We start from the raw sequence: 21,508 nt of genomic DNA on the forward strand, positions 1-21,508 counted from the left end.
CCAATCCACGCAAAAAGAAATTGAATCCACGATGCATACAATTTAAGTCCCCGTGCAAACTCACCGCGCAAACAAACTCCCCAAAGCAACCCCAAAATACTCCCATCATCCGCGGCAAAAAAAACTATGCCCAGCCAACGCACCCCAACCGCGCCCAATGCCCTTAACCAATCAGAAATTTAAACTAAGAAAAAGCAGAACCAACCTATATTTAATCCCCAAAAACAACCACCAGAAACCCCCACATGCCAAGCCATAGCTTCACATCCTAAGGTAATCTATTCTATCCAAAATTCTCATCCACATATCCAGAATATTTTCCATGAATATGGTATACTATGTGAAGTGTTTTTCTATGATAAACAGGCGTGCTTCCTGTAAAATAAGAAAAAGCCAACTTTAAAAAAGCCAGCTAATTTGAAGAATAATTATTTCTATTAAATAGTAATAGAAAAGGTTATGAAAAGTTACCAAATTAGTTATACTTATAACAAAACAGAAAACTACTAGTTCACAACAAATTCAATACATGAAATTGAGGAAATAAACAAAATGAGAGCACTTATAAAAATTATTAAGGAACAAGTCCATTCATTTTATTTGATCTTGCGCTTAGCAAAATTCCAATTACGCATCGACAATCAGAATAACTATTTGGGCTTTGCATGGGAAATTCTCAATCCAGCAATTCAAATGGCCATGTACTGGTTTGTCTTTGGATTCGCAATGGACCGCGGAACCATGGAAAACGAATATCACAAAGAGGTTGACTATGTCTATTGGATGCTAGCTGGGATTTCAATGTGGTTCTTTATCAACAAAGCCATCCTAAACGGCTCCAAATCGATTTATCAAAAATATAACATGGTCGCCAAGATGAACTTCCCACTATCGGTGTTGCCTAGCTACATTATTATGGGAAAATATTATGGCCATCTAATATTATTAGGTGCCATCATGGTGATTTTCTGGATCGCAGGATACTACCCAAGTATTTACTATATACAGTTAATCTATTTCGTAGCGTTGAGTTACATACTAGCATTTTCAATTACACTCGTAACATCAACATTAACAGTAGTTGTACGAGATATCCAAATGCTCATCCAATCGCTATTACAAGCAATGTTCTTCCTATCACCAATTCTTTGGGACCGTTCATCTAATATGCCAGATTGGATTCATAACATTCTAATGTTAAATCCTTTCTATTATTTAGCAAACGGCTATCGTGCATCATTGTTGTATAACGATTGGTATATCGTATCTCACTGGGAACTAACATTATATAACTTAGGACTAATCTTCGTTCTATTACTAATCGGCTCAACAGCGCACTTTAAATTCAGAAACCGCTTCTCTGACTTTATCTAAATATAATATGGGGGAGAACCTACATGGCGGAATCAGTCATTATCAAAAATGTAACAAAAACATATCGAATGTATAAAACAAAAGGCGAGCAACTCGGTGACCTCATCTTCCCAGGGAAAAAAGGGAGTAGCTTCAATGCAATAGAGGACATCTCATTTGCAGTTGAAAAAGGAGATGTTGTCGGTCTTGTCGGCATAAACGGGTCAGGGAAATCCACCCTTTCGAACATCATAGGTGGTATTATCCCTCCAACTTCTGGTGAGGTTATTGTTAAAGGTGACGTCAACGTTATTGCCATCAATGCCGGCCTTAGCAACCAACTAACAGGTATCGAAAATATCGAGTTCAAATGCTTGCTAATGGGTTATAGTAAAGAAAAAATCGCCAAAGTTTTGCCAGAAATAATCGAGTTCTCAGAGCTTGGTGATTTCATCTACCAACCCGTAAAAAAATACTCAAGTGGTATGAAATCCAAACTCGGATTTGCCATCAGCGTCACTGCAGACCCTGATATTCTTATCATCGATGAAGCGCTTTCCGTAGGGGACCAAACCTTTGCGGACAAGTCACTAGCCAAGATGAATGAATACAAAAAACGCGGCAAAACCATTTTCTTCGTCAGTCACAACCTAAGCCAAGTACGCAGCTTCTGTACGAAAATCGCTTGGATCGAGGGCGGACACTTAAGAGAATTTGGACCAACCAATGTAGTGATGAAAAATTATACAGATTTCATTAAAAAATATCACAAACTACCTGCAGCAGAACAAAAAGAATTCCGAAATAAATTAGCAGACCGAAGAAAACATAAATAAAACTAACACTCACAAAATGAGGATCGAATATACTTCGGTCCTTCATTTACTTTCTACATATCAAAAAAGGATGTGAATACTCCAATGAAAAGAACAATTTTTATGGCAGCATGGGACATGGACGTCGAAAAAGGTGGCGTCAACAAAGTAATGCTTCGCCGTTCCGCACTATTCTCAAACCAAGACTACAGTTCAGTTCTCCTAACAATGGACTTCAAAATGAACTACCCAGAAATAGCCTCAGAATTACGTGCAACGGGCCAACTAAATAGAAATGTTGAAATCCTTAACGTCTACGATTACTATCGTGAAAAATATTCTTCTAAAGAAGTAACAAGCGCACAAAAAGAAAAATACGCACAAAATTCCAAAAAGTACGAAGGTGACTACTGGGTACAAGATGGTGGCAATTTTGCACGTTATTTCATGAATGGTACGTATATCAAATATAAACAATGGGACGAAGATGGTATTCTAAAATTCATCGATTACTTTGATGAAAATCGCGTTCGTGTGCGTCGTGAAGAATATCACCCACATGGTTATAAAATTCGTGAAACACTGTATCATCCAGCGAACAATAAGAAAAACCAAGAACGTTTCTTTACACCAGATGGATTCTGTTACTTATCTGTGTGGTTCAACTTCCAAACAGGAAAGCAACAACATGTTTACTTATACAATCCGGAGCACAAAAAGGTAGTGGACTTTGCGAACCGAAGAGAATTCCACACATTCTGGTTAGAAGAACTTTGCCGAACAGAAGTCGTCAAACCAGTAATTATAGTGGACGGAGCAGCCGTAGCCGAACGTGTCATCAATATGGATGATGATTTAGCATTCAAAATCTACATGCTACATTCCAACCATTTTGAAGAACCGCACACACTTGGCAGCCCATATCGAAAAGCAGTACAACCAATTTTGGACATTATTCCAAAAGGCTATCCAGTTGTCGTACTAACTGATCAACAACAACTCGACCTGCACAAAGAAATCGGTAATCGCGGTAATATTCACGTTATTCCAAACTGTGTAGACACACCTGTAGTAGATGTCGAAAGAGATCCTCTACTTGTTTCAATGGTCGCTCGCTACTCAAAAGAAAAACGCATCGACCATGCCATCGAAGCTTTTTTAGAAGTAGCGCGAGACATCCCAGGTGCTAAACTCGAAATCTATGGAGCAGGCGACGAAGAACAAGAACTTAAAAAACTCATCAAAAAATTAAAAGTACATCATAGCGTCAAACTAAAAGGCTATACAAATCGGATTGATGAAGTGTTCGCCAAATCAGCTGTCTCCGTGGTGACATCGACAGCAGAAGGATTCAGCCTCGTCATGCTCGAATCATTTGCCAACCATACACCAGTAGTCAGCTACGAGATCAACTACGGCCCAGCCCAAGTCATCAAAGACGGCGAAACCGGCTATCTCGTACCAAACGGTGATATCGAAGTCCTAGCAGACCGCATCAAACGTCTACTAGAAAACCCATCTGACGCCGAACAAATGGGCAACAACGCCTTCAACCTAATCAAAGAATCATACACACCCGAAATCTACTACAACAAATGGCACGATCTAATCGAACAAACCATAACCGAAAACAAAGAAAAACCACTACTATAAATCCCAAAACCGTCTCTAAAATGAGGCGGTTTTTGCGTTTGAAAATACCCCCATTATCCGCGGCAAGAAACCCAATCCAACAGGTATCCGATTCGCGCCCAAAGCCCTTGAGCAATCAGATGTAGTCCATCTATCAAAAACCAGCTTCAATCCACGCAAAATAGAATCCAATCCACGCAAATGGTCCATCAATCCACACACATCGAAGTTCAATCCACGCAACTCAACCATCAATCCACGCAATAAGAAATTGAATCCACGTTCCGGACAATTCAAGTCCTCTGAAGCTAACTCAAAGCAGAGAAAATACTCCCATTATCCGCGGCAGACAATCATATCTAAACAAGTATCCGATCCGCGCCCAAAGCCCTTGAGCAATCAGATGTAGTCCATCTATCAAAAAAACAGCTTCAATCCACGCAAAATAGAATCTAATCCACGCAAATGGTCCATCAATCCACACACATCGAAGTTCAATCCACGCAACTCAACCATCAATCCACGCAACAAGAAATTGAATCCACGTTCCGGACAATTTAAGTCCTCTGAAGCTAACTCAAAGCAGAGAAAATACTCCCATTATCCGCGGCAGACAATCATATCTAAACAAGTATCCGATCCGCGCCCAAAGCCCTTGAGCAATCAGATGTAGTCCATCTATCAAAAAAACAGCTTCAATCCACGCAAAATAGAATCTAATCCACGCAAATGGTCCATCAATCCACACACATCGAAGTTCAATCCACGCAACTCAACCATCAATCCACGCAACAAGAAATTGAATCCACGTTCCGGACAATTTAAGTCCTGCCCCACAAGCCCCAATCCACAAGTCCTGTTCCACACTCAAAGTCCTTTGAATCCACGCTCCACCAATCGAAACAGATTTATTTATCTCCATTTTTCGGAAGCATATATTGTGCGTATCGATTCTTTCCGACACGCTGCAATGGCATCTTTTTTATCAGGCGATAGGATTGATTCGGATTTTGAATACCAAGAAATTCTCTGCATTCGGGATTAGTCATAGTGTGGTTGATGAGCTTAAAATACTCCATAATTGTATGCTCATGCGCATTTTTACTTTTGTAATGGCAGATAGGGCAATACCAATAATATGGAAACTTTTTCATCCCTATATGTCCACACTTTTTGCACAAGACCCCATTTTTAATTTCGCTAAGCTGAATATTATATCTTTCAACTAAAGGATATGGATTGAATTCGATATGATTATTTAGAAAATAGTCTTTCCAATATTCAATCTCCCTACCAGTTAAAAAAGGTCCCCTTATAGGAATATTTCGTATGAAAGATTTTAATTCATTTTTTCGTAAAATAGTTGTTTTATTTGTGCTTTGTTCAATTAGACCTGATGTAAAAGGGAAAACAACAGCACCATATACGGGAATGTTCAGTCCTTTATTCCCCAAAAAGGTTTTGAGTTGGTAGATATACTCTTCCAGTTGGGGAACCGGGCTATTAAATACTTGAACTTCTCCATTAGGCAATGTCCGGACAAGCTGACTTGGATTGTCTCTTAAAATAACTGAGCCTTTAATGTTTTTCACTTCTAATATCAAGATATAATGCGGAGTCAACAACAATACATCAAACTGAACTTTCGTTTCCAGCGACAAAGATAGATTGTGAAATATAAAAAAGTCGTAGGGAAGTTGAAGCTTTTCTAGTAAATCCATAACAACTTTTTCACCAATGTCACCGGCCTGGATACGATTATATTCATTGATTAATTCCTCTCGCTTAGGATTTGATGTAGAAAGTCTTCTTATTAAACTATCTAATCCATCTAAATAATGCGTTTTAGAATAAGCCTTGCCAATCAAAAAAACCCCTCCATCCTTACTTTTAGCTGAATTATATAGAGGGTTCTAATGTCCTGCAAGGCATCAAAACAAACGAAAAAACTCATAAAACAACAAAATTCTATGAAATAAAATTAAAAATATCAAAATAATACCGAAAATATATTATGAAATCCAATTTCGCTCATTTTTATAAAAATATCGAAAAAATTATTACAAATTAAAACAATTTATCATAATAAAAACAAGAATTATTGGCGAAAATAGTCACGTATAATTCACTGAACTAGTATGAAATACCTGTTCACCTGGAAGTTAAATTCCTATACAATGATTCTATAAGACAAAACAGAAAGAAGGGAATAGCCAAAAATGAGGAAAAATATTATACGCATCTGTATGATTCTTACGATGTTAGTAGCAACAATCTATCTCATTAACGGACAAGCCTCGGCAAAGACATCAAGCACTTACAAAACAACTGAGGTCAACCAGATTGCACACATCAAGTCAAAAACTTCCAAAATCTATAAAAAACCCAATGACAAGAAAAAATTCATCCTGGCCAACACTACTTACACAGGCAGAGCCTTTTACGTAAGAAATAAAACAACGATTGATAAAACAACTTACTACCAACTTTATCAAGGATCCAAAGAAATAGGATGGGTTGCATCAGGAGATTTAAAGCGCTACTCACGTAAGCTTGTAAATAAAACATCATCGACAGTATACATAGCGGGAACAGGAACAGCTTACGATATGCCTTGGGGCGGTACGAAAAATAAAGTTTACACTTTAAGCAAATATCGCGCAAAATCATTCAAAATCACTCGAACAGAAAAACTCGGCACATCCACTTGGCACAAAGGAACGCTAAACGGGAAAACGGTCTGGATCTCAGCAACACATATCAAAACAAACCCATACATCGCGCTGAACCTTCGAAAAACATCGAATATCACAGCAAAAGAAATGCAAGCATTCTTATTAACTAAAGGAAAACTACCAGACAACGTCCTTTACAAACTAGCACCAACATTTATCGAATTACAAAACGAATCTGGCATTAATGCCCAATTTATGTTCGCCCATGCCATCCTAGAAACAGGGTGGGGCGGTTCTACCATTGCACAATACAAAAACAACTATTTCGGCTATCAAGCATATGATACTTGTGCCTTAACTTGTGCGAAATATTTCCCGACAGGTAAAGCGGGATTAAGCGCATATGTCTACAAAATCTATCGTGATTATCTAACAACTACTGGCGCTTACTATAACGGCCCTTCGCTATTAGGTATGAACGTCAAGTATGCTACAGATAAAGGCTGGAGTGAAAAAATTGCGAATTTAATGGCGCAAATGAAACCATACAACAGCTCTTATTACAGCAAAAAAAGCGTAAGTACAAAAGTATTCCCAGCACCACAAGAATACGATAATGTCATCCCAGAAACAAAAGCACAACCGGCTTCATATCATACAATGCCGTCGGACATCACAGCAAAAGTCAACGTTGCATCAGGAGCGACAGTCTATAGCTTGCCATACATCTACTCATCAAAATATGGCACATACAAAAAGAACAAATCAATCACGCTAAAAGCCTATCACTCAGATGTCCGCGACTTCAAAAATGATAGCGGCAAAACAGTACGCTGGTATCGAATCAGCTACAGTGGCAAACAAGGGTGGGTACGTAGCGACCAAATCGCTGTTCAAAACCTAGCCTTTACAACAAGTGACGGAACAAACCTAAGAGCTGGCGCCGATACGAAATATACAAAAGTAGCTTCAGTCAATAAAAACACGCCGATCAAACTAGTCAAAAAAGACAACAAATATGTCACAAAGAAAGACAAAAACAAAACAACCTGGTACCAAATCTACAAACCAGGCACAACCAAAAAAGTATGGATCAGCAGCTCAGTTATCCAAATGTACAACTAACCAAAAGGAGACCACCAATCATCACGGTGGTCTCTTTCTATTACCCAAAATCATTATCCGCGGAAAGGATACAGGTAAAACACAAATACCTAGCCGCGCCCAAGCAGAGCATCATCCCGTTTGACTACCTTAAGACTTAAATTATCAAGAGAGCGGATAAAATTTCCAAAACCGCGTGACATACCTAAAAAATCGCGGAACTCCCTCTGAAAATCGCGTAACTTCACCCAAAAATCGCGTAATGAGATCCAGATTAAATACTCAAAAGCATTATCCGCGTCCAAGATGCAGGAAATAACAGATTCAATACCGCGCCCAAGTAGAGCAATAATCGTCTACCCCGAGTAAACTCATAGAGACTTAAATTGTCAGGAACGCGGATACAATTCCAAAAATCGCGTGACAAACCTAAAAAATCGCGTAACATCCTCCGAATATCGCGTAACTCCCCCCCAAAATCGCGGAACTAGACCAAAAAACCGCGGAACCACCCCACACCCCTCCCACCCCAACACCTACCAAATCTCTCAAATCCATGCTATAGTTAGTAAAAATCCACCATTTTAATAGAAAGGAAGGATTATAGATGGCAACACATCAAAAGTCACACAAAAGACTCACAGCAGCAGTTATCTCAGCAGCTATGCTAGCATCAACAGTTACCATGTCCCTACCAGCATTAAAGGCGGAAGCAAAAACTACGGTTACGCAACCTACAAAATCAGTTAAACAAACAGACACTAGTAAATTAGGTCGCTTCAAAAACGAGAAAGCTGTTATATATCAATCACCAACAGCAACAACAGGAACAAAAGTAGGCAGCCAAAAACTAGAACTCACTTACTACATAAACAAAAAAGCTGTTTACAATAAAACAACTTATTATCAAATTAGCAACTATAAAAACGCCAGTCAGCCATTTATCGGTTGGGTCAAAGCAAAAGATCTCACAACCAAAACACATAAAATTACCAAAAATAGCACCACAAAAAGATATATCAAAGGAACAGGTAAAGGTTATACAAGACCATGGGGTGGAGCAAAGAATATCATGTTCATCTCCCTTACCACGAACAAAAACACCCTATTTAAAACGAAAACAACTGAAAAAGTTGGAGATGACACGTGGTATAGTGGAACACTTAACGGACAAACTGTCTGGCTAAAGTCGTCCCAATTAACAACAAAAAAGCCATCACCAACAACGATTAAACCAGTACTAAAAAAAGTAAATAGACTAGGACGTATCAACACGCAAATCGCCAAAGTTTACCCGGATATCAACAATCTAAAACAATCAGCAGAAGCATCAACCAAAAAGACCAACAGAACGTATTACATCACGCAGCAAGCAACAATCGGAAAGAACATCTATTATCAACTAAGCACACACCCAACAAGTACAGCTGCAGTCATCGGTTGGGTTCAAAATACAGAATTAACAACAGTTGCTCAAGGATCAGCCAAAATCCCAACAACAGCAAAAGTATTAAATGGAACCGGGAAGGGCTACAGCATTCAATGGGGAGAAACAAAGGATATCGTTCAAAAAACATTACCGAAGAATGAAAAGTTCACCATCATAAAAGCTGTTAAAGCAGGCGATGAAATCTGGTATCAAGGCACAACAAAAGATAATATCACTCTCTGGGTAACATCAACTCAGGTCAAAAATGCGCCAAAGCCAGACACCACAGACCCAGCTAAGCCAACCGAGCCAACTGAGCCGACGAAACCGACCGAGCCAACCAAACCAACAGAACCAACAAAACCAGACCCAGAAACACCAGCTCAGCCAGAAACAACAGCCATTACGAAGGTCGGCGTCTTAAAAAATACATCTACTAAAATCTATCAAGATTTAACGGACTTAACGAAATCACAAAAAGCAGGCACAACCTATACAAAAGAAAACTTCTATGTCTACAAACAAGCAACAGTAGACAACAAAACATATTACGAAATCAGTCGTACAGTCGGTACAAAAACAAAGTCAATCGGATGGGTAGAGGAAGGACAAATCACCCTATCGAACATCACTTCATCTACCACAACTAGCTTAAAACTATACTTAACAGGATTCGGTGAAGCTTACAATATCTCAAATGGTACAACAAATAACGTCGTCTATAGCTCACTAAGCAATTACCGAGCAAAAGCATTCACAGCCAAGAAGACCGAAGTCATTAACGGCAAAACATTCTATCAAGGCAGTATCGGTGGCAAAACAGTCTGGATCACACCAGAACAAACCGGCAACAATTATCTAGCAGAAAACTTAAGGAAAACATCCAATATCACACAAAAGGAAATGCAAAATTATCTGATAATGAAGAAAGGCGAAAGTTATAAAGAAAATGAGTTATACAAACTTGTGCCAACTTTCTTTGAAGTACAAAAAGAATACGGTATCAATGTACAATTTTTGATTGCTCATGCTATTTTGGAAAGCGGCTGGGGAAGCACCAAAGCATCACAAATTGGAAAATACAAAAACAACTTCTTTGGTCTACAAGCATATGATTCTGCCCCATTAACTTGTGCACTTTACTTCCCTAACAAAAAGGAAGGACTAGAGTATTATGTAGACTTCATCTATCGTCGATATTTAAAACCCGGCGCTCTCTATAACAACGGAGTCCATATCGCAGGGATGAACACAAAATACGCAACAGACCAAAATTGGGGACGTAGTATTGCTCGACTAATGGAAGAGATGAAACCATACGACAGCAAATACTATGCAGCACAACCAGAGAGTACATTAGATCCAGCGCCGATTCAAAAAACATACGATCATATTATTCCGGCGAACAAGCCACAACCGAGCACATTCTATACATTCGACCAAGGCATCATAGCAACAGCATCACTAATCACGCCAGTCTATTCCATGCCATACGCTTCGACTGCAAGACAAATTGGTACGCTATCACTTGGTCAACAAATTACAATTTTAGGGCATAACGCAGATATCAAAGATGACAAAAATAGTGGTGGTCGCTGGTTCCGCGTTAGCTATAATGGCAATGACCAAGCCTGGGTTAGAAGTGACTACTTGAATATCCAAAACCTTGCAGTTACGAACTACGATGATGCCAATGTCCGTGACAAGGCAACGACGAAAAATTCAACTGTCCTTGCAACATTGAAAAAGGATACTTATTTAAAACTTGTAACAGATGACAAAGGGAAAGTAGTAACAACAAAAGACGAATCCAACACAACTTGGTATCAAATCTATATCCCATCCAGTACAACAAAAGCATGGATCAGTTCTACTATCATTACAAAATTCTAAAACTAAAAAAGGCAGAAATGTTTATCTCATAACATTTCTGTATTTTGCTTTTTTCACATGCTAAAAAAGGCCAACCCTATTTTCGAACCCCTTAATCACTTTTCACTATACCCATTTTAAAAAGTAGTATCTAACATACATCATTTTACAAAATCTTTTTAAACGATGTACCTAGAATACAAATAAATTCTCCATAACTTCAACCTCAAAGCCCCTTATAACAAAGCCTAAGCCACCCTCAACTTATTTTGATTATAAAAATATCCATTTTAGTCATACCCATTAGAAAAGAACCATATAATGTAGCGAATTATCATACTCTCAATTTTGAATAGGAGGAGAAGCACACTGCCTTACAATAGAAGACTGCCGTTATTAATGTTGTTAGACTCTACCATTGTGATTACAGCAATATTTCTAAGTTATTTAATCGTTAATCCTACATTACAACATGGAGCAATGCCATTTTTACTTGTAAGTTCCGTTACATTATTAGTGAGTCATCATTTATTTGCGGCAATCTATCGTATGTATCGAAATACTTGGGAGTATGCCAGTATAGGAGAGTTGATAGCGATCATTAAGGCGATTACATTGTCAATCATGACGACAATAGTCGTTCAGCTAATCGCTTTTCAAACAATAGATGTTCGTGTTATAGGAATCACATGGATGATGCATGTTCTATTAATCGGGGGCTCGAGATTTTCATGGCGCTTATTCCGTGAGCGATTTATCACACCAAATCCTGAAAAAGAACGGACGTTGGTCGTTGGAGCAGGTGCTGCTGGAACGATGATTGTTCGGCAATTATTAAAAAACAAAGAAACGAATCTTTATCCAGTGGCCTTTGCAGATGATGATCCAAAAAAGCTCAAACTCCAGATTTATGGGATAGACGTAAAGGGGAAGATTCACCACATTCCAAAGTTAGTCGAAAAACTAAAAATTGAAAATATCATCATAGCAATACCGTCGCTTCAAAAGTCAGAACTAAAACGAATCTACGAAGAATGTGCCAAAACGAAAGCAAATACTAAAATCATGCCATCTGTGAAAGACTTGATCGCAGGTAAAATATCGGTCAATAACTTTCGGGATGTACAAGTGGAAGATTTACTTGGTAGAGAACCAGTGGAATTGGATATGACAAGCATTTCAAAAAAAATAACAAGCAAAACGATACTTGTAACAGGTGCAGGAGGATCTATAGGCTCTGAAATCTGCCGACAAGTTTGCAAATTCTATCCTAAGAAACTGTTACTCTTAGGTCATGGTGAAAATAGCATTTATACGATTGATATGGAACTGAGACAACTCTATCAAGAAGAAATAGAAATCATCCCGATTATTGCGGATATTCAAGACAGGACACGTCTATTTGAAATCATCTCAAAGTATAAACCAGATGTCATCTATCATGCAGCAGCCCATAAGCACGTACCACTCATGGAGTACAATCCTAGAGAAGCGGTGAAGAATAATATATTCGGTACCAAGAACATAGCGGAAGCTGCTGATTTCTTCGGTGTCGGATGTTTTGTCATGGTCTCCACCGATAAGGCAGTAAACCCACCGAATGTTATGGGAGCAACAAAACGCTTTGCGGAAATGATTGTACAAAATCTAGCGAAAGAAAGTAAAACAAAATTCGTAGCCGTCCGTTTTGGAAATGTATTAGGAAGTAGGGGAAGTGTGATCCCACTCTTTAAAAAGCAAATCGAAGCAGGTGGACCTGTTACCGTAACGCATCCAGAAATGACGAGATACTTTATGACCATCCCAGAAGCCTCTCGCTTAGTTCTCCAGGCAGGTGCCTTAGCAAGGGGAGGAGAAGTATTCGTCTTGAATATGGGAGAGCCAGTTAAAATTGTCGACCTAGCTCGAAATCTGATCACTCTATCAGGTTACACAGAAGAAGAAATCGGTATCGAATTCTCTGGAATCCGCCCAGGCGAAAAACTATTTGAAGAACTGTTAAATGAAAATGAGCTCCAAAAGAAGCAAGTATTCCCGAAAATCTTCATCGGAAAAGCAGATCCTATAGATAAGCAAGAACTCTATCAAATAATAGACACACTACTAGAACAAGACATCAAAACACTAAAAGAAACGCTAATTAGCAATGCCAATAGAAAACCAATAGTTCCATCCAAACCATCACTAGTATTAGTAAATGGTGGACAACAAGCTACACAACATATAACCTCAGCGACTTGATAAAAGTTGCTGAGGTTTTGTTATATGGAAATGGAGATCAATGTCGGATCTAGTCTAATCTAAAAGTCAAAAGTTTACTAAATAACTAACAATTAATATCAATTGACTATATTATTTAAAACATAAAGTCATCTAAATAGATTTAAAAACCATCTGCTATTTTATTACAAAATGCATCATTTTCGTAACATTTGTAATAGTATTATCTCGCTACAACAAAATTTCACAATAGGATCATTGCATGGTTAAATCATCGATTGGAGAAATAGTAGACTATATATAATGGAAGAAACTCATATTCATAATATTTAATAATAACTAAAAAACTAGCAATCTAAAATAGTATGATAATATTTCAGGAATATGCCAATATTACACGAAAAATATATATGAAAAAATTAGAAATTTAATCATGTCTAATAGTTTAAAATAATCCTTAATAACTATCTGCATAAACAATATAACAATAATCATGCTTATTTTGTAAAAATAATGTAAATTGAGAATAAATGTATAATATTTTTATTGCCAATTTATCAAAATAGTGATATTTACCTTTTTGTATTGAATATTTTTACATAAAAAAAGGTGGAAATTCTCTCTCTAATAGTCGATAATTAGGCTAAGCATGATTAGCTGATGAAACAAAAAACAGCGAAATGCTAATCATATCCAATAAGGGAGGATTTTTATTCATGGCAAATCTTAAATTAGTTAAGTCTGCTACAGCACTTGTACTTGGTGCTTCAGTACTTACATCTGCAGTTGTAGCTTCAGGTACTGATGCTTCAGCAAAAACTACTTACAAAGTGACTAAAAAAGGTACACTTGTAAACGCAAAAACTAACAAGGCAGTAAAAGGTTACAAATCTTATAAAGGTAAACTTTATAAAAACGGTAAAAAATTCACTGGTACTTACAAATCAGTATTCTACAAATCAGGTGCTAAATTCACTGGTACTTACAACAAAAAATACTATGTGAAAGGTAAACTATTCACTGGTAAAACTTCTAAAAACGTTTACTACAAAAAAGGTGTTAAATTCACTGGAGTAACTTCATACGGTTACACTTACAAAGACGGTAAACGCGTAGAAGGCGAATACAAAGGTAAAGTTTACAAAAACGGTAAACTAGTTACTGGTCTTTACAAAGACGTTCTTTACAAAAAAGGTGTAAAAGAAACTGGTCTTGACCTTTACAAAGGCAAACTTTATAACGAAGGTGTTCTTAACGTAGGTCTTGCACTATTCGAAGAAAAACTTTACAACAATGCTGATCTTGCAACTGGTATCTTCACTTACAATGGTGTTGAAGACCAATACAAAGACGGTGTTGTAGTACCAACTAAAGTTGAATCTGCAAGTGCAGTTAACCCTAAAACAGTTACATTAACAGGTACTAACCTTAAAAAAGTAACTAAAGATGATGTAACTATCGAAGGTACAAAAGTAACTGATTTAAAAGTATCAGATGATCGTACAACTGCTACTTTAACTCTTGAAACACCAATCAATGAAAATCAAGATTACAAAGTATCTGTAAAAACTCCAACAGGCACTCAAGATTTAACATTAAAATACACTTTCAATCTTGGTGAAGTAGCTGTAACAACTACTACTTTAGAAGCTAACAAAGATAAACAATTCTTAACATTATCTCTTAACGGTGTAGCTACTGATTTAGCACAAGTTGAAGATACACTTGGATATAAAGTAGAATTCCAAGCTGATAAAGCTGTATTTAAAACAGCTGCAGCTGCCTCTAATGTATCTACTACAGGTGAAATTGATGAAACTGCAGCAGCTACAGCATTAAATAAATCATTTGATGTAAAAGTTGTTCTTAAAAAAGACGGTAAAACTGTTGAATCTAAAACAGTTACTGTAAAAGTGGTAAGTGCTGCAACTCCAGCTATCGGTAACATCGTTTTAACAACTGATGAGTTAGGCGAATTATCTGCTGCTACAATTTCAACAAAAGATACTGATATTAAGCTTGACCATGTTCTTTCAAACACTGGTGATATCATTAAAGTTTCTGGTCTATCATCATTTGCATCATCAAACCCAGCAGTAGCAACAATTGATGCTTCATCAGGTGCTATTACACCAATTAAAGCTGGTAAAACTACTATTACTGTAACTGCAGGTAAAGTATCTTATTCTAAAGAAATTACTGTAGTTGATACAGCACGTGTAGCAACAAAAGCAACTCCTAAAAATGCAACAGTTTCAGTAGCACCAGGAGCTAGTTTCACAAATAATGTAACAGTTACTGACCAATTTGGTGAAGTATTAGATTTATCTAAAATTAAAGCAGTAGGTTTAACTCCTACCATTGCAGCTACAGAAAAAACTGGTAATACTAATGTAAGTGCTGTAGATGCAACTGTTGACGGTATTCTACCTGTAACTGTAGCACCAGCAGCAAATGCTATTGCTGGAACTTACACAGTTTATGTACAAGATTTAGAAACTGCCAAAAACATTGGTCAATTTACAGTAAAAGTTACTAATGATAACGTAGCAGATAACTACAAATTAGAAGTAGTTGACTCATCTAAGGGTACAATTAACATTGCTACTTCAGCAAAAACTTTAACATTAAATGCTAATGAATTCACAAAAACTGGTGGTTTCTTACGCTCATTACAATCTGGCGATGCTGATGCATCTAGCTTTACAGTAGAATCTGCTAATCCTAAAGTGGCAACTGTTGATACTGCACCGGATGCTACTGGTAATATTGTAGTAACAGGTGTTAAAGCTGGTTCTACTCAAATCATCTTGAAAAAAGGTGGAGTACAAGTAGCAACAGCAACTGTAACTGTTATTAATCAAGTTCCAACTATCCAATCAATTGCTTGGAAAAACAAAGATGCTATTACAATAGTAGGTAAAAAATTAACTTACAAAGATATCTTTACTATTACTGATGCAGGTTCTGCTGCTGATCCAATCGTTGAAGGTGTTAAATTATCAGTAGATACTACTTCAAAAGTACGTATTGATCTTACAGATACATCTGCACCAGTATTATACCTAGATATCAATGATGATGGTAAATATGTAGCAGGTGAAGATGAAATCCTTGGTACAGTATCAGCTACAGTATCAGGTTCAGTAGGTGAAACAATTACACTTGGTTCTCCTCAAGATTGGACTGCTACTGGTAATATTCTTGGTCAAGCAACTGCATCAAAAGATAAAGGTACATTAGTAATCAAAGTAAAAGACGATGATACTAATACTACTGTAGTAGAATCTTCTACAATCAGCGTTGATGTAAAATAATTTAATCAAATTTTCTACTCTTTGAGTTAGATTATTAGATTGGAGAAACCCCTAACCTTTCGAGGTTAGGGGTTTTTTGTCTTAAAAAGTATTAAAGCGTATATCATAATTATGATGGACTCAGAAGCCTTAATATCTAATGGTGTTAGGGGCATTTTTATTGGAGGAAAAACTAAAAGAAAATTATTGCTTTACAATAACCGGAGTAAAATCACCACAAGATAGTGCAGGGGTTTTTCGAAAGTTTCTAGCTACGTAGATTGTGAAAGGGCAAGGCACCGAAATAATTTAGACAATTAACTACAATTCAAGATCCTCATGAGTACTAAAAGAGTCAATATTGTAAGTTTAAAAATGGTGACGGAGAAAAGCTTGCTGTACAGTAAACGCAACGTAAGATTTCCACAAGATGGTGCAGAGTTTTTTAGGGAATTTTTAGAGGAAGTAGATTGGTGACATTTTAGTCATGTGTTTGAATACAAAGAATGAGACAACGCATTTAAATGTATGCACATAGGTTCTTTGAATGCATAAATAGTTCACCCAAGGGAAGTTCTAAGGTTTTGGTGTCATTCACCGAAATAATTCAGATAACAGACTCAGATTTAGTAGTCCTTAATCTCTCGAGAGGTTGAGAGCTTCTTTTTCTTTTGGATTCTATGCAAACGGTTAAGTTAAGGTTCGTTCCCTTACTTCACATTTTCTTATAATCAATAAAAAAGGATTCTTCTCTAGTAGTTCTTTCCAAGGCACTTCGTTTAATTCAAAAAAGAAGACCACCCGTCATGCAACCAACAAGACCGGGAAGTCTTCTAGAAAGAAATAAAGTATAGAAGCAACTTACCACGTTGGGTAGTTACTAGGCGAGATGTTAGAGCATCTCGTCTTACTTATATTATGGGCTATATAAACACATATATTCTAAAAATAAAGTAAATAGAGTTACTATTTACCCCGACATAAGGTTTAATCAATTGATTTCTAACCTACAACAGTTGTACCTTGCAAAAAAAGATTTAGGGGTAGAAAGTAGAATCCAGTTATCTGGATTTTTTTAATCTGAAGATAACAGAATTTCTACAATCGATTGTTAATAAAGAAAAGAAGTAATATAGGTGATCCAAAACTATTTTACGTGTGTTCATCCTTTCTATCTTGTAAGTAAGACTTTAAATGTTCTGCACATTATTAAGTAAAGGGGATAATTCTCTCTCATTTGAATTTTCCGGAACAGTGTTCCAAAAGTTCAATAGTTGATAAATATAAGTTTTTTTAAAATTTGTGTTTAAAATTTACTACAATGTCTATAATGTTAATGTTACTCTTTCAACATAATCTAGATTTAGTTGAAAGAGTAGAGCTACAATAAAAGCGCCGTCAAATGACGAACGCTTGTAAATTTACTATAAAGATAATTATCTCTATGTAGATTATCTACATTTGTCTACATTTGTTGTATATCTCAAGGATGTTTTTAACTTGAAAAGTTATCCGGCTTCAGCCTGCATTACTGGTTCTTCGTAATTCTGTTGAATATACCACGCTAACTGGATGGAATTCGGCAGAACGGAATCAATAGTTATTTTTTGTTTTAACAAATAATCGTATTGCTCCTGAATTGTAGTGGTAGGTGAAAACCAACAAAAAGAGATTCCTTTTTGTACTTCAAAAATTTGAGGTTCACTGACGTTACACAAGTAACTGAACACGTGTGGTCCCATCCATTTTTCAAAATATGCAATTTTACTCCGGTCGGACTGTAATACTTCTAAAGTAATCGAATTGTTCAAACGAGTTAATTTGAAAGAGAGTTGATTCTCTTCAGGAAGCTGAGTCTGAGGTGCCAGTCACCCAAACAATTCAGACAATAGGATACAAATTAAGTCCTTAATCTCTTTGGGGAGGTTAAGGACTTTTTTCTTTCAGTCTAGAATTGCGTATGGCTGTTTATGCGAGGTTTACGATGGTTTAATAAACTCTCGTTGTGATCCTTCTTTCTTCCAAGCAATTGCTTCTTCCATTGCCGTATCGGAGATTTCGCTTGTTCCTTCTAAGTCTGCGATTGTTCTTGCGATTCGAATGATTTTAAGTTGGGTACGGTGACTCCATTTTTGGTCGAAGCAAGTGATAGACAATTGATCCAGTTGTTGTTTGGTGATGTTGCTCGATTGTATAAGTAATTCGGAAGGTGCTGTGCTATTTAAATAGTTGTTTTGATAACGTTCTCTTTGTAATTTTCTTGCAATCGTTGTTCGCTGTCGGATTGTTTTAGAGTCTTCACATGGTTTTTGATGGGTAAGTTGTACGCTTTGTAATGATAATTGGAAATCTAAACGGTCAAGTAAAGGACCCGATGCTTTTAGTTGATATTTTCGAATTTCGTTAGGTGTGCAAGTGCAATAATGATCATTTGAGCCATGATAGCCACATGGACAAGGATTCGTTGCTGCAATGAGTGTGAAATTTGCAGGGTATGTCACCGTTTGTCTTACACGACTTATACTCACTTCACCAGTTTCCATAGGCTGGCGTAACATATCAAGTGTTTTTCGGGAGAATTCGCCCAGCTCATCTAAAAACAAAATACCACGATGTGCTAGAGAAATTTCGCCAGGTTTTGGATAAGTTCCTCCACCAATAAGTGAGGTGGAAGAGGATGAATGATGTGGTGCTCGATAGGGCGGATGCAAAGAGAATGGAAAATCCTCTTTAGCTAAATGATAAATACTATATACTTCTAACATTTCCTCATGAGAGAGTTCAGGGAAAATGGTTTGAAATGCATCCGCTAACATACTTTTTCCACATCCGGGAGGACCATTTAACAGAATATGATGGCCGCCAGCTGCTGCAATTTCCAATGCACGTTTCGCCTTTTCATGTCCGCGAATTGCCGCAAAATCAGTTCCTTTAACGATGTTCGGCTTTTCTTTATCTCGTATCACATCAAATGTTTTAGTGTCTGGTATATTGAAAACAGTTTGTCCTTTGACATATTGTAAAAGTTGATGGATATCATGGATCAAGACAAAATCTACTGTTAGTACGCTCCCTAGAAAACTTAAATCGATAGCAGGTAAAATAATTCGTCGAAATCCTAATTCGATTGCCTGTTGTATAGAAGGAATCATTCCGTGAAAGGATTCTAATCTTCCGTTTAATGTAAGAGCAGCTAAAACACATGTATGTTCATCTAGTTGAAGAGGCGTTTCTAATAATTGCTCTATTACTGCAAGAACCATTGCAGCATCATAGCCTGTTCCTGTTTTCCTTTTATCAGATGGAGAAAGTTGTATTGTTATCTTCTTCATCGATAAATCATATTCAAGTGTGTATAAATTACTTATAATACGTTCTTTTGATTCTTTAATCGATGTATCCGGTAATCCAATAATTGTACATAATTCTTTATCTGTCCGAACATTTGCCTCGATCATGACACGATAACCTCTCATACCATCGAGACCAACACTCCAAATGGTCATATGTTTCTCCTTTCTTATGTTACAAAAAGTCAATAGACTCTATTTCGTCATCGTCTTGTTCACAGAAAATACAGTAATCTTCAAAGGTTTGTTTTAAAACTGGCATTAAGCTAGGCAAAAGAGTAGTAGTCATATAGGGGATATGATGGGGTTGGTTCTTTTTATAGAGATGAAAGCTACTATAAGGATAGTGTTCCATCCGTTCGACCATTGGTTGCTTTGTAGCAATAGGATTCCGATGGATATATCGGCTCACTGCAAGCACTGATTTTGCGTCAATGGCTGGTTTAGCAAAATATCGACTTTCATATAAATGACCGCGATAGTGATATTTGCTTTTAAAATAGTTACTATAACGCTTATTAATCGTACCCATTACCTTTCCAAGTGGTTCGTTTGGGGAACGAATTAAGAGATGGTAATGATTGTTCATCATACAATACGCCACAAGATGAAATGTATATCGGTCGTATGTATAATGCATTGAGCGAAAAAACTCAGCATAGTCTTCTTCATTTTGAAAAATAACTTGCCGATTATTTCCGCGCATGACAACATGATAAAACAACGTTGGATTCCAACTTCTTTTCTTTCTCGGCATAAACAACCTCCTTTATACCAATTATATAAAATTTATCCTGAATATACTAGAATATATAGATTTAGTTTTGCATGTCAGGTGCCAGGCACCTAAACAATTAGGAATTGTTAAAATAACTAGAAAAAAAGCTGGAAAAACAACTGTTGATACTGAATTGTATCAATTAAAGAAAAGATAAGAGAAAAGCTCGAGGATTTTATTTTTCTTAGGCTTAAATATTTTCAGTACAAGTTGATGATAGTGAATAGTAAAATAATCACACGAAAATAGTCCAAAAGTGTTAATATTATATATTGTTCAACTAATTATATAAGGAGACTTTGACTTGCAAACTATATTAAAGGTTGTTTTTGCTTTTGCTATTATCGCCGCTTCTATATTACCTTTTTTCTCAGATACAGCAGACGCTAAAACAAGTTATATGAGAGCTAAAAATAAAGTGTACTATGCTTTACAAAATGGACAACCTCTAAAAGAGGAATATATTAAAACAAATAAAAAAGGTGAAAGTATTTATCGACAAACTTATACGAAAACGGGCGACTCTAGTACATTTAATATGAAAGAAACGAAAACAGGGTTATATTATTACGATGATAAAAACTTATCTTATCCAATTAAACTAAACAAATCATGGAAAGTTCGAGGTATAAAGCAAAAAGTTATTGATGATGATGCGACTATAAAAGTAAAAGCTGGAACGTTTAAACATGTCGTAGTTACAAGAGATTATCGTAGCGACAATACAAAAAATAATTTTTACTATATTGTAGAATATTATGCGCCAAATGTAGGGGAGATTTTAGAAATAACTCATGAAAAAATAGGATACTATGAGAAGCATAAATATCATCCTGGCACATTATCTGTAGGTAAAGAATTCGAATTATCTAAAATAAAGAATAAATAAAGCAAGCATAATCAAATAACATAACAATTCTGAGAGAGGGTTAATACCCTCTCTTTTTTTGTTTTGATGAATTGTAATATTAAGTGCAACACTTG

Annotated in this window: 12 protein-coding genes; 8 read left to right on the forward strand and 4 right to left on the reverse strand. The window is 36.6% G+C overall.

From position 1 onward, the window contains the following. Positions 1-552 precede the first annotated feature (552 nt). The 3 genes from CW357_RS15735 (at position 553) to CW357_RS15745 (ending at position 3,821) form a co-directional block, all read left to right on the forward strand. Entirely contained in the window at positions 553-1,374 is an 822-nt protein-coding gene (locus CW357_RS15735) for an ABC transporter permease (RefSeq protein WP_119414148.1), read from the forward strand. 23 nt (positions 1,375-1,397) lie between these two features. Then, the gene (tagH, locus tag CW357_RS15740; RefSeq protein ID WP_119414149.1) at positions 1,398-2,189 is read left to right on the forward strand and encodes a teichoic acids export ABC transporter ATP-binding subunit TagH; all 792 of its coding nucleotides are present in this window, start codon (positions 1,398-1,400) and stop codon (positions 2,187-2,189) included. A gap of 84 nt (positions 2,190-2,273) precedes the next feature. Further along, entirely contained in the window at positions 2,274-3,821 is a 1,548-nt protein-coding gene (locus CW357_RS15745) for a glycosyltransferase (protein ID WP_124218559.1), read from the forward strand. Between the two features lie 887 nt (positions 3,822-4,708). Here the strand turns inward: CW357_RS15745 and CW357_RS15750 are convergent. Continuing rightward, entirely contained in the window at positions 4,709-5,668 is a 960-nt protein-coding gene (locus tag CW357_RS15750; RefSeq protein ID WP_124218560.1) for a nuclease-related domain-containing protein, read from the reverse strand. 390 nt (positions 5,669-6,058) lie between these two features. On the opposite strand from CW357_RS15750, the gene CW357_RS15755 reads away from it, so the two are divergent. From CW357_RS15755 to CW357_RS15770, 4 genes are all read left to right on the forward strand, one after another. Then, positions 6,059-7,600: a glucosaminidase domain-containing protein gene (locus CW357_RS15755; protein ID WP_164489626.1), complete on the forward strand. Its 1,542-nt coding sequence runs from the start codon at positions 6,059-6,061 to the stop codon at positions 7,598-7,600. Positions 7,601-8,186: 586 nt separating this feature from the next. After that, positions 8,187-10,901, forward strand: a complete 2,715-nt coding sequence (locus CW357_RS15760) for a glucosaminidase domain-containing protein (RefSeq protein ID WP_124218562.1) — start codon at positions 8,187-8,189, stop codon at positions 10,899-10,901. A 348-nt stretch (positions 10,902-11,249) separates the two neighbouring features. Next, a complete protein-coding gene (locus CW357_RS15765) occupies positions 11,250-13,121 on the forward strand; it encodes a nucleoside-diphosphate sugar epimerase/dehydratase (protein WP_124218568.1) in 1,872 nt (623 codons plus the stop codon). 695 nt (positions 13,122-13,816) lie between these two features. Further along, positions 13,817-16,417, forward strand: a complete 2,601-nt coding sequence (locus tag CW357_RS15770) for an Ig-like domain-containing protein (RefSeq protein WP_164489627.1) — start codon at positions 13,817-13,819, stop codon at positions 16,415-16,417. Between the two features lie 1,487 nt (positions 16,418-17,904). On the opposite strand, the gene CW357_RS15775 is transcribed toward CW357_RS15770, so the two are convergent. From CW357_RS15775 to CW357_RS15785, 3 genes are all read right to left on the reverse strand, one after another. Further along, positions 17,905-18,126, reverse strand: coding sequence for a hypothetical protein (locus CW357_RS15775; RefSeq protein WP_164489628.1), 222 nt, complete (start codon positions 18,124-18,126; stop codon positions 17,905-17,907). A gap of 249 nt (positions 18,127-18,375) precedes the next feature. Beyond that, positions 18,376-19,902, reverse strand: a complete 1,527-nt coding sequence (locus CW357_RS15780; protein WP_124218565.1) for a YifB family Mg chelatase-like AAA ATPase — start codon at positions 19,900-19,902, stop codon at positions 18,376-18,378. A 19-nt stretch (positions 19,903-19,921) separates the two neighbouring features. Beyond that, the gene (locus CW357_RS15785; protein WP_124218566.1) at positions 19,922-20,503 is read right to left on the reverse strand and encodes a transposase; all 582 of its coding nucleotides are present in this window, start codon (positions 20,501-20,503) and stop codon (positions 19,922-19,924) included. 325 nt (positions 20,504-20,828) lie between these two features. Here CW357_RS15785 and CW357_RS15790 point away from each other — a divergent pair, with 325 nt between their 5' ends. Beyond that, on the forward strand, positions 20,829-21,413 hold the full coding sequence (locus CW357_RS15790) for a hypothetical protein (RefSeq protein ID WP_124218567.1): 585 nt from the start codon (positions 20,829-20,831) through the stop codon (positions 21,411-21,413). The last annotated feature ends 95 nt before the right edge of the window (positions 21,414-21,508 follow it).

This window comes from Rummeliibacillus sp. TYF005, from assembly GCF_003844195.1.
Lineage (GTDB): Bacteria > Bacillota > Bacilli > Bacillales_A > Planococcaceae > Rummeliibacillus.

Coding starts and splice junctions, on each gene's coding strand:
- CW357_RS15760 (WP_124218562.1), top strand. CDS start 8,187: ATGGCAACACATCAAAAGTCACACAAAAGACTCACAGCAGCAGTTATC.
- CW357_RS15780 (WP_124218565.1), bottom strand. CDS start 19,902: ATGACCATTTGGAGTGTTGGTCTCGATGGTATGAGAGGTTATCGTGTC.
- CW357_RS15735 (WP_119414148.1), top strand. CDS start 553: ATGAGAGCACTTATAAAAATTATTAAGGAACAAGTCCATTCATTTTAT.
- CW357_RS15770 (WP_164489627.1), top strand. CDS start 13,817: ATGGCAAATCTTAAATTAGTTAAGTCTGCTACAGCACTTGTACTTGGT.
- CW357_RS15745 (WP_124218559.1), top strand. CDS start 2,274: ATGAAAAGAACAATTTTTATGGCAGCATGGGACATGGACGTCGAAAAA.
- tagH (WP_119414149.1), top strand. CDS start 1,398: ATGGCGGAATCAGTCATTATCAAAAATGTAACAAAAACATATCGAATG.
- CW357_RS15785 (WP_124218566.1), bottom strand. CDS start 20,503: ATGCCGAGAAAGAAAAGAAGTTGGAATCCAACGTTGTTTTATCATGTT.
- CW357_RS15755 (WP_164489626.1), top strand. CDS start 6,059: ATGTTAGTAGCAACAATCTATCTCATTAACGGACAAGCCTCGGCAAAG.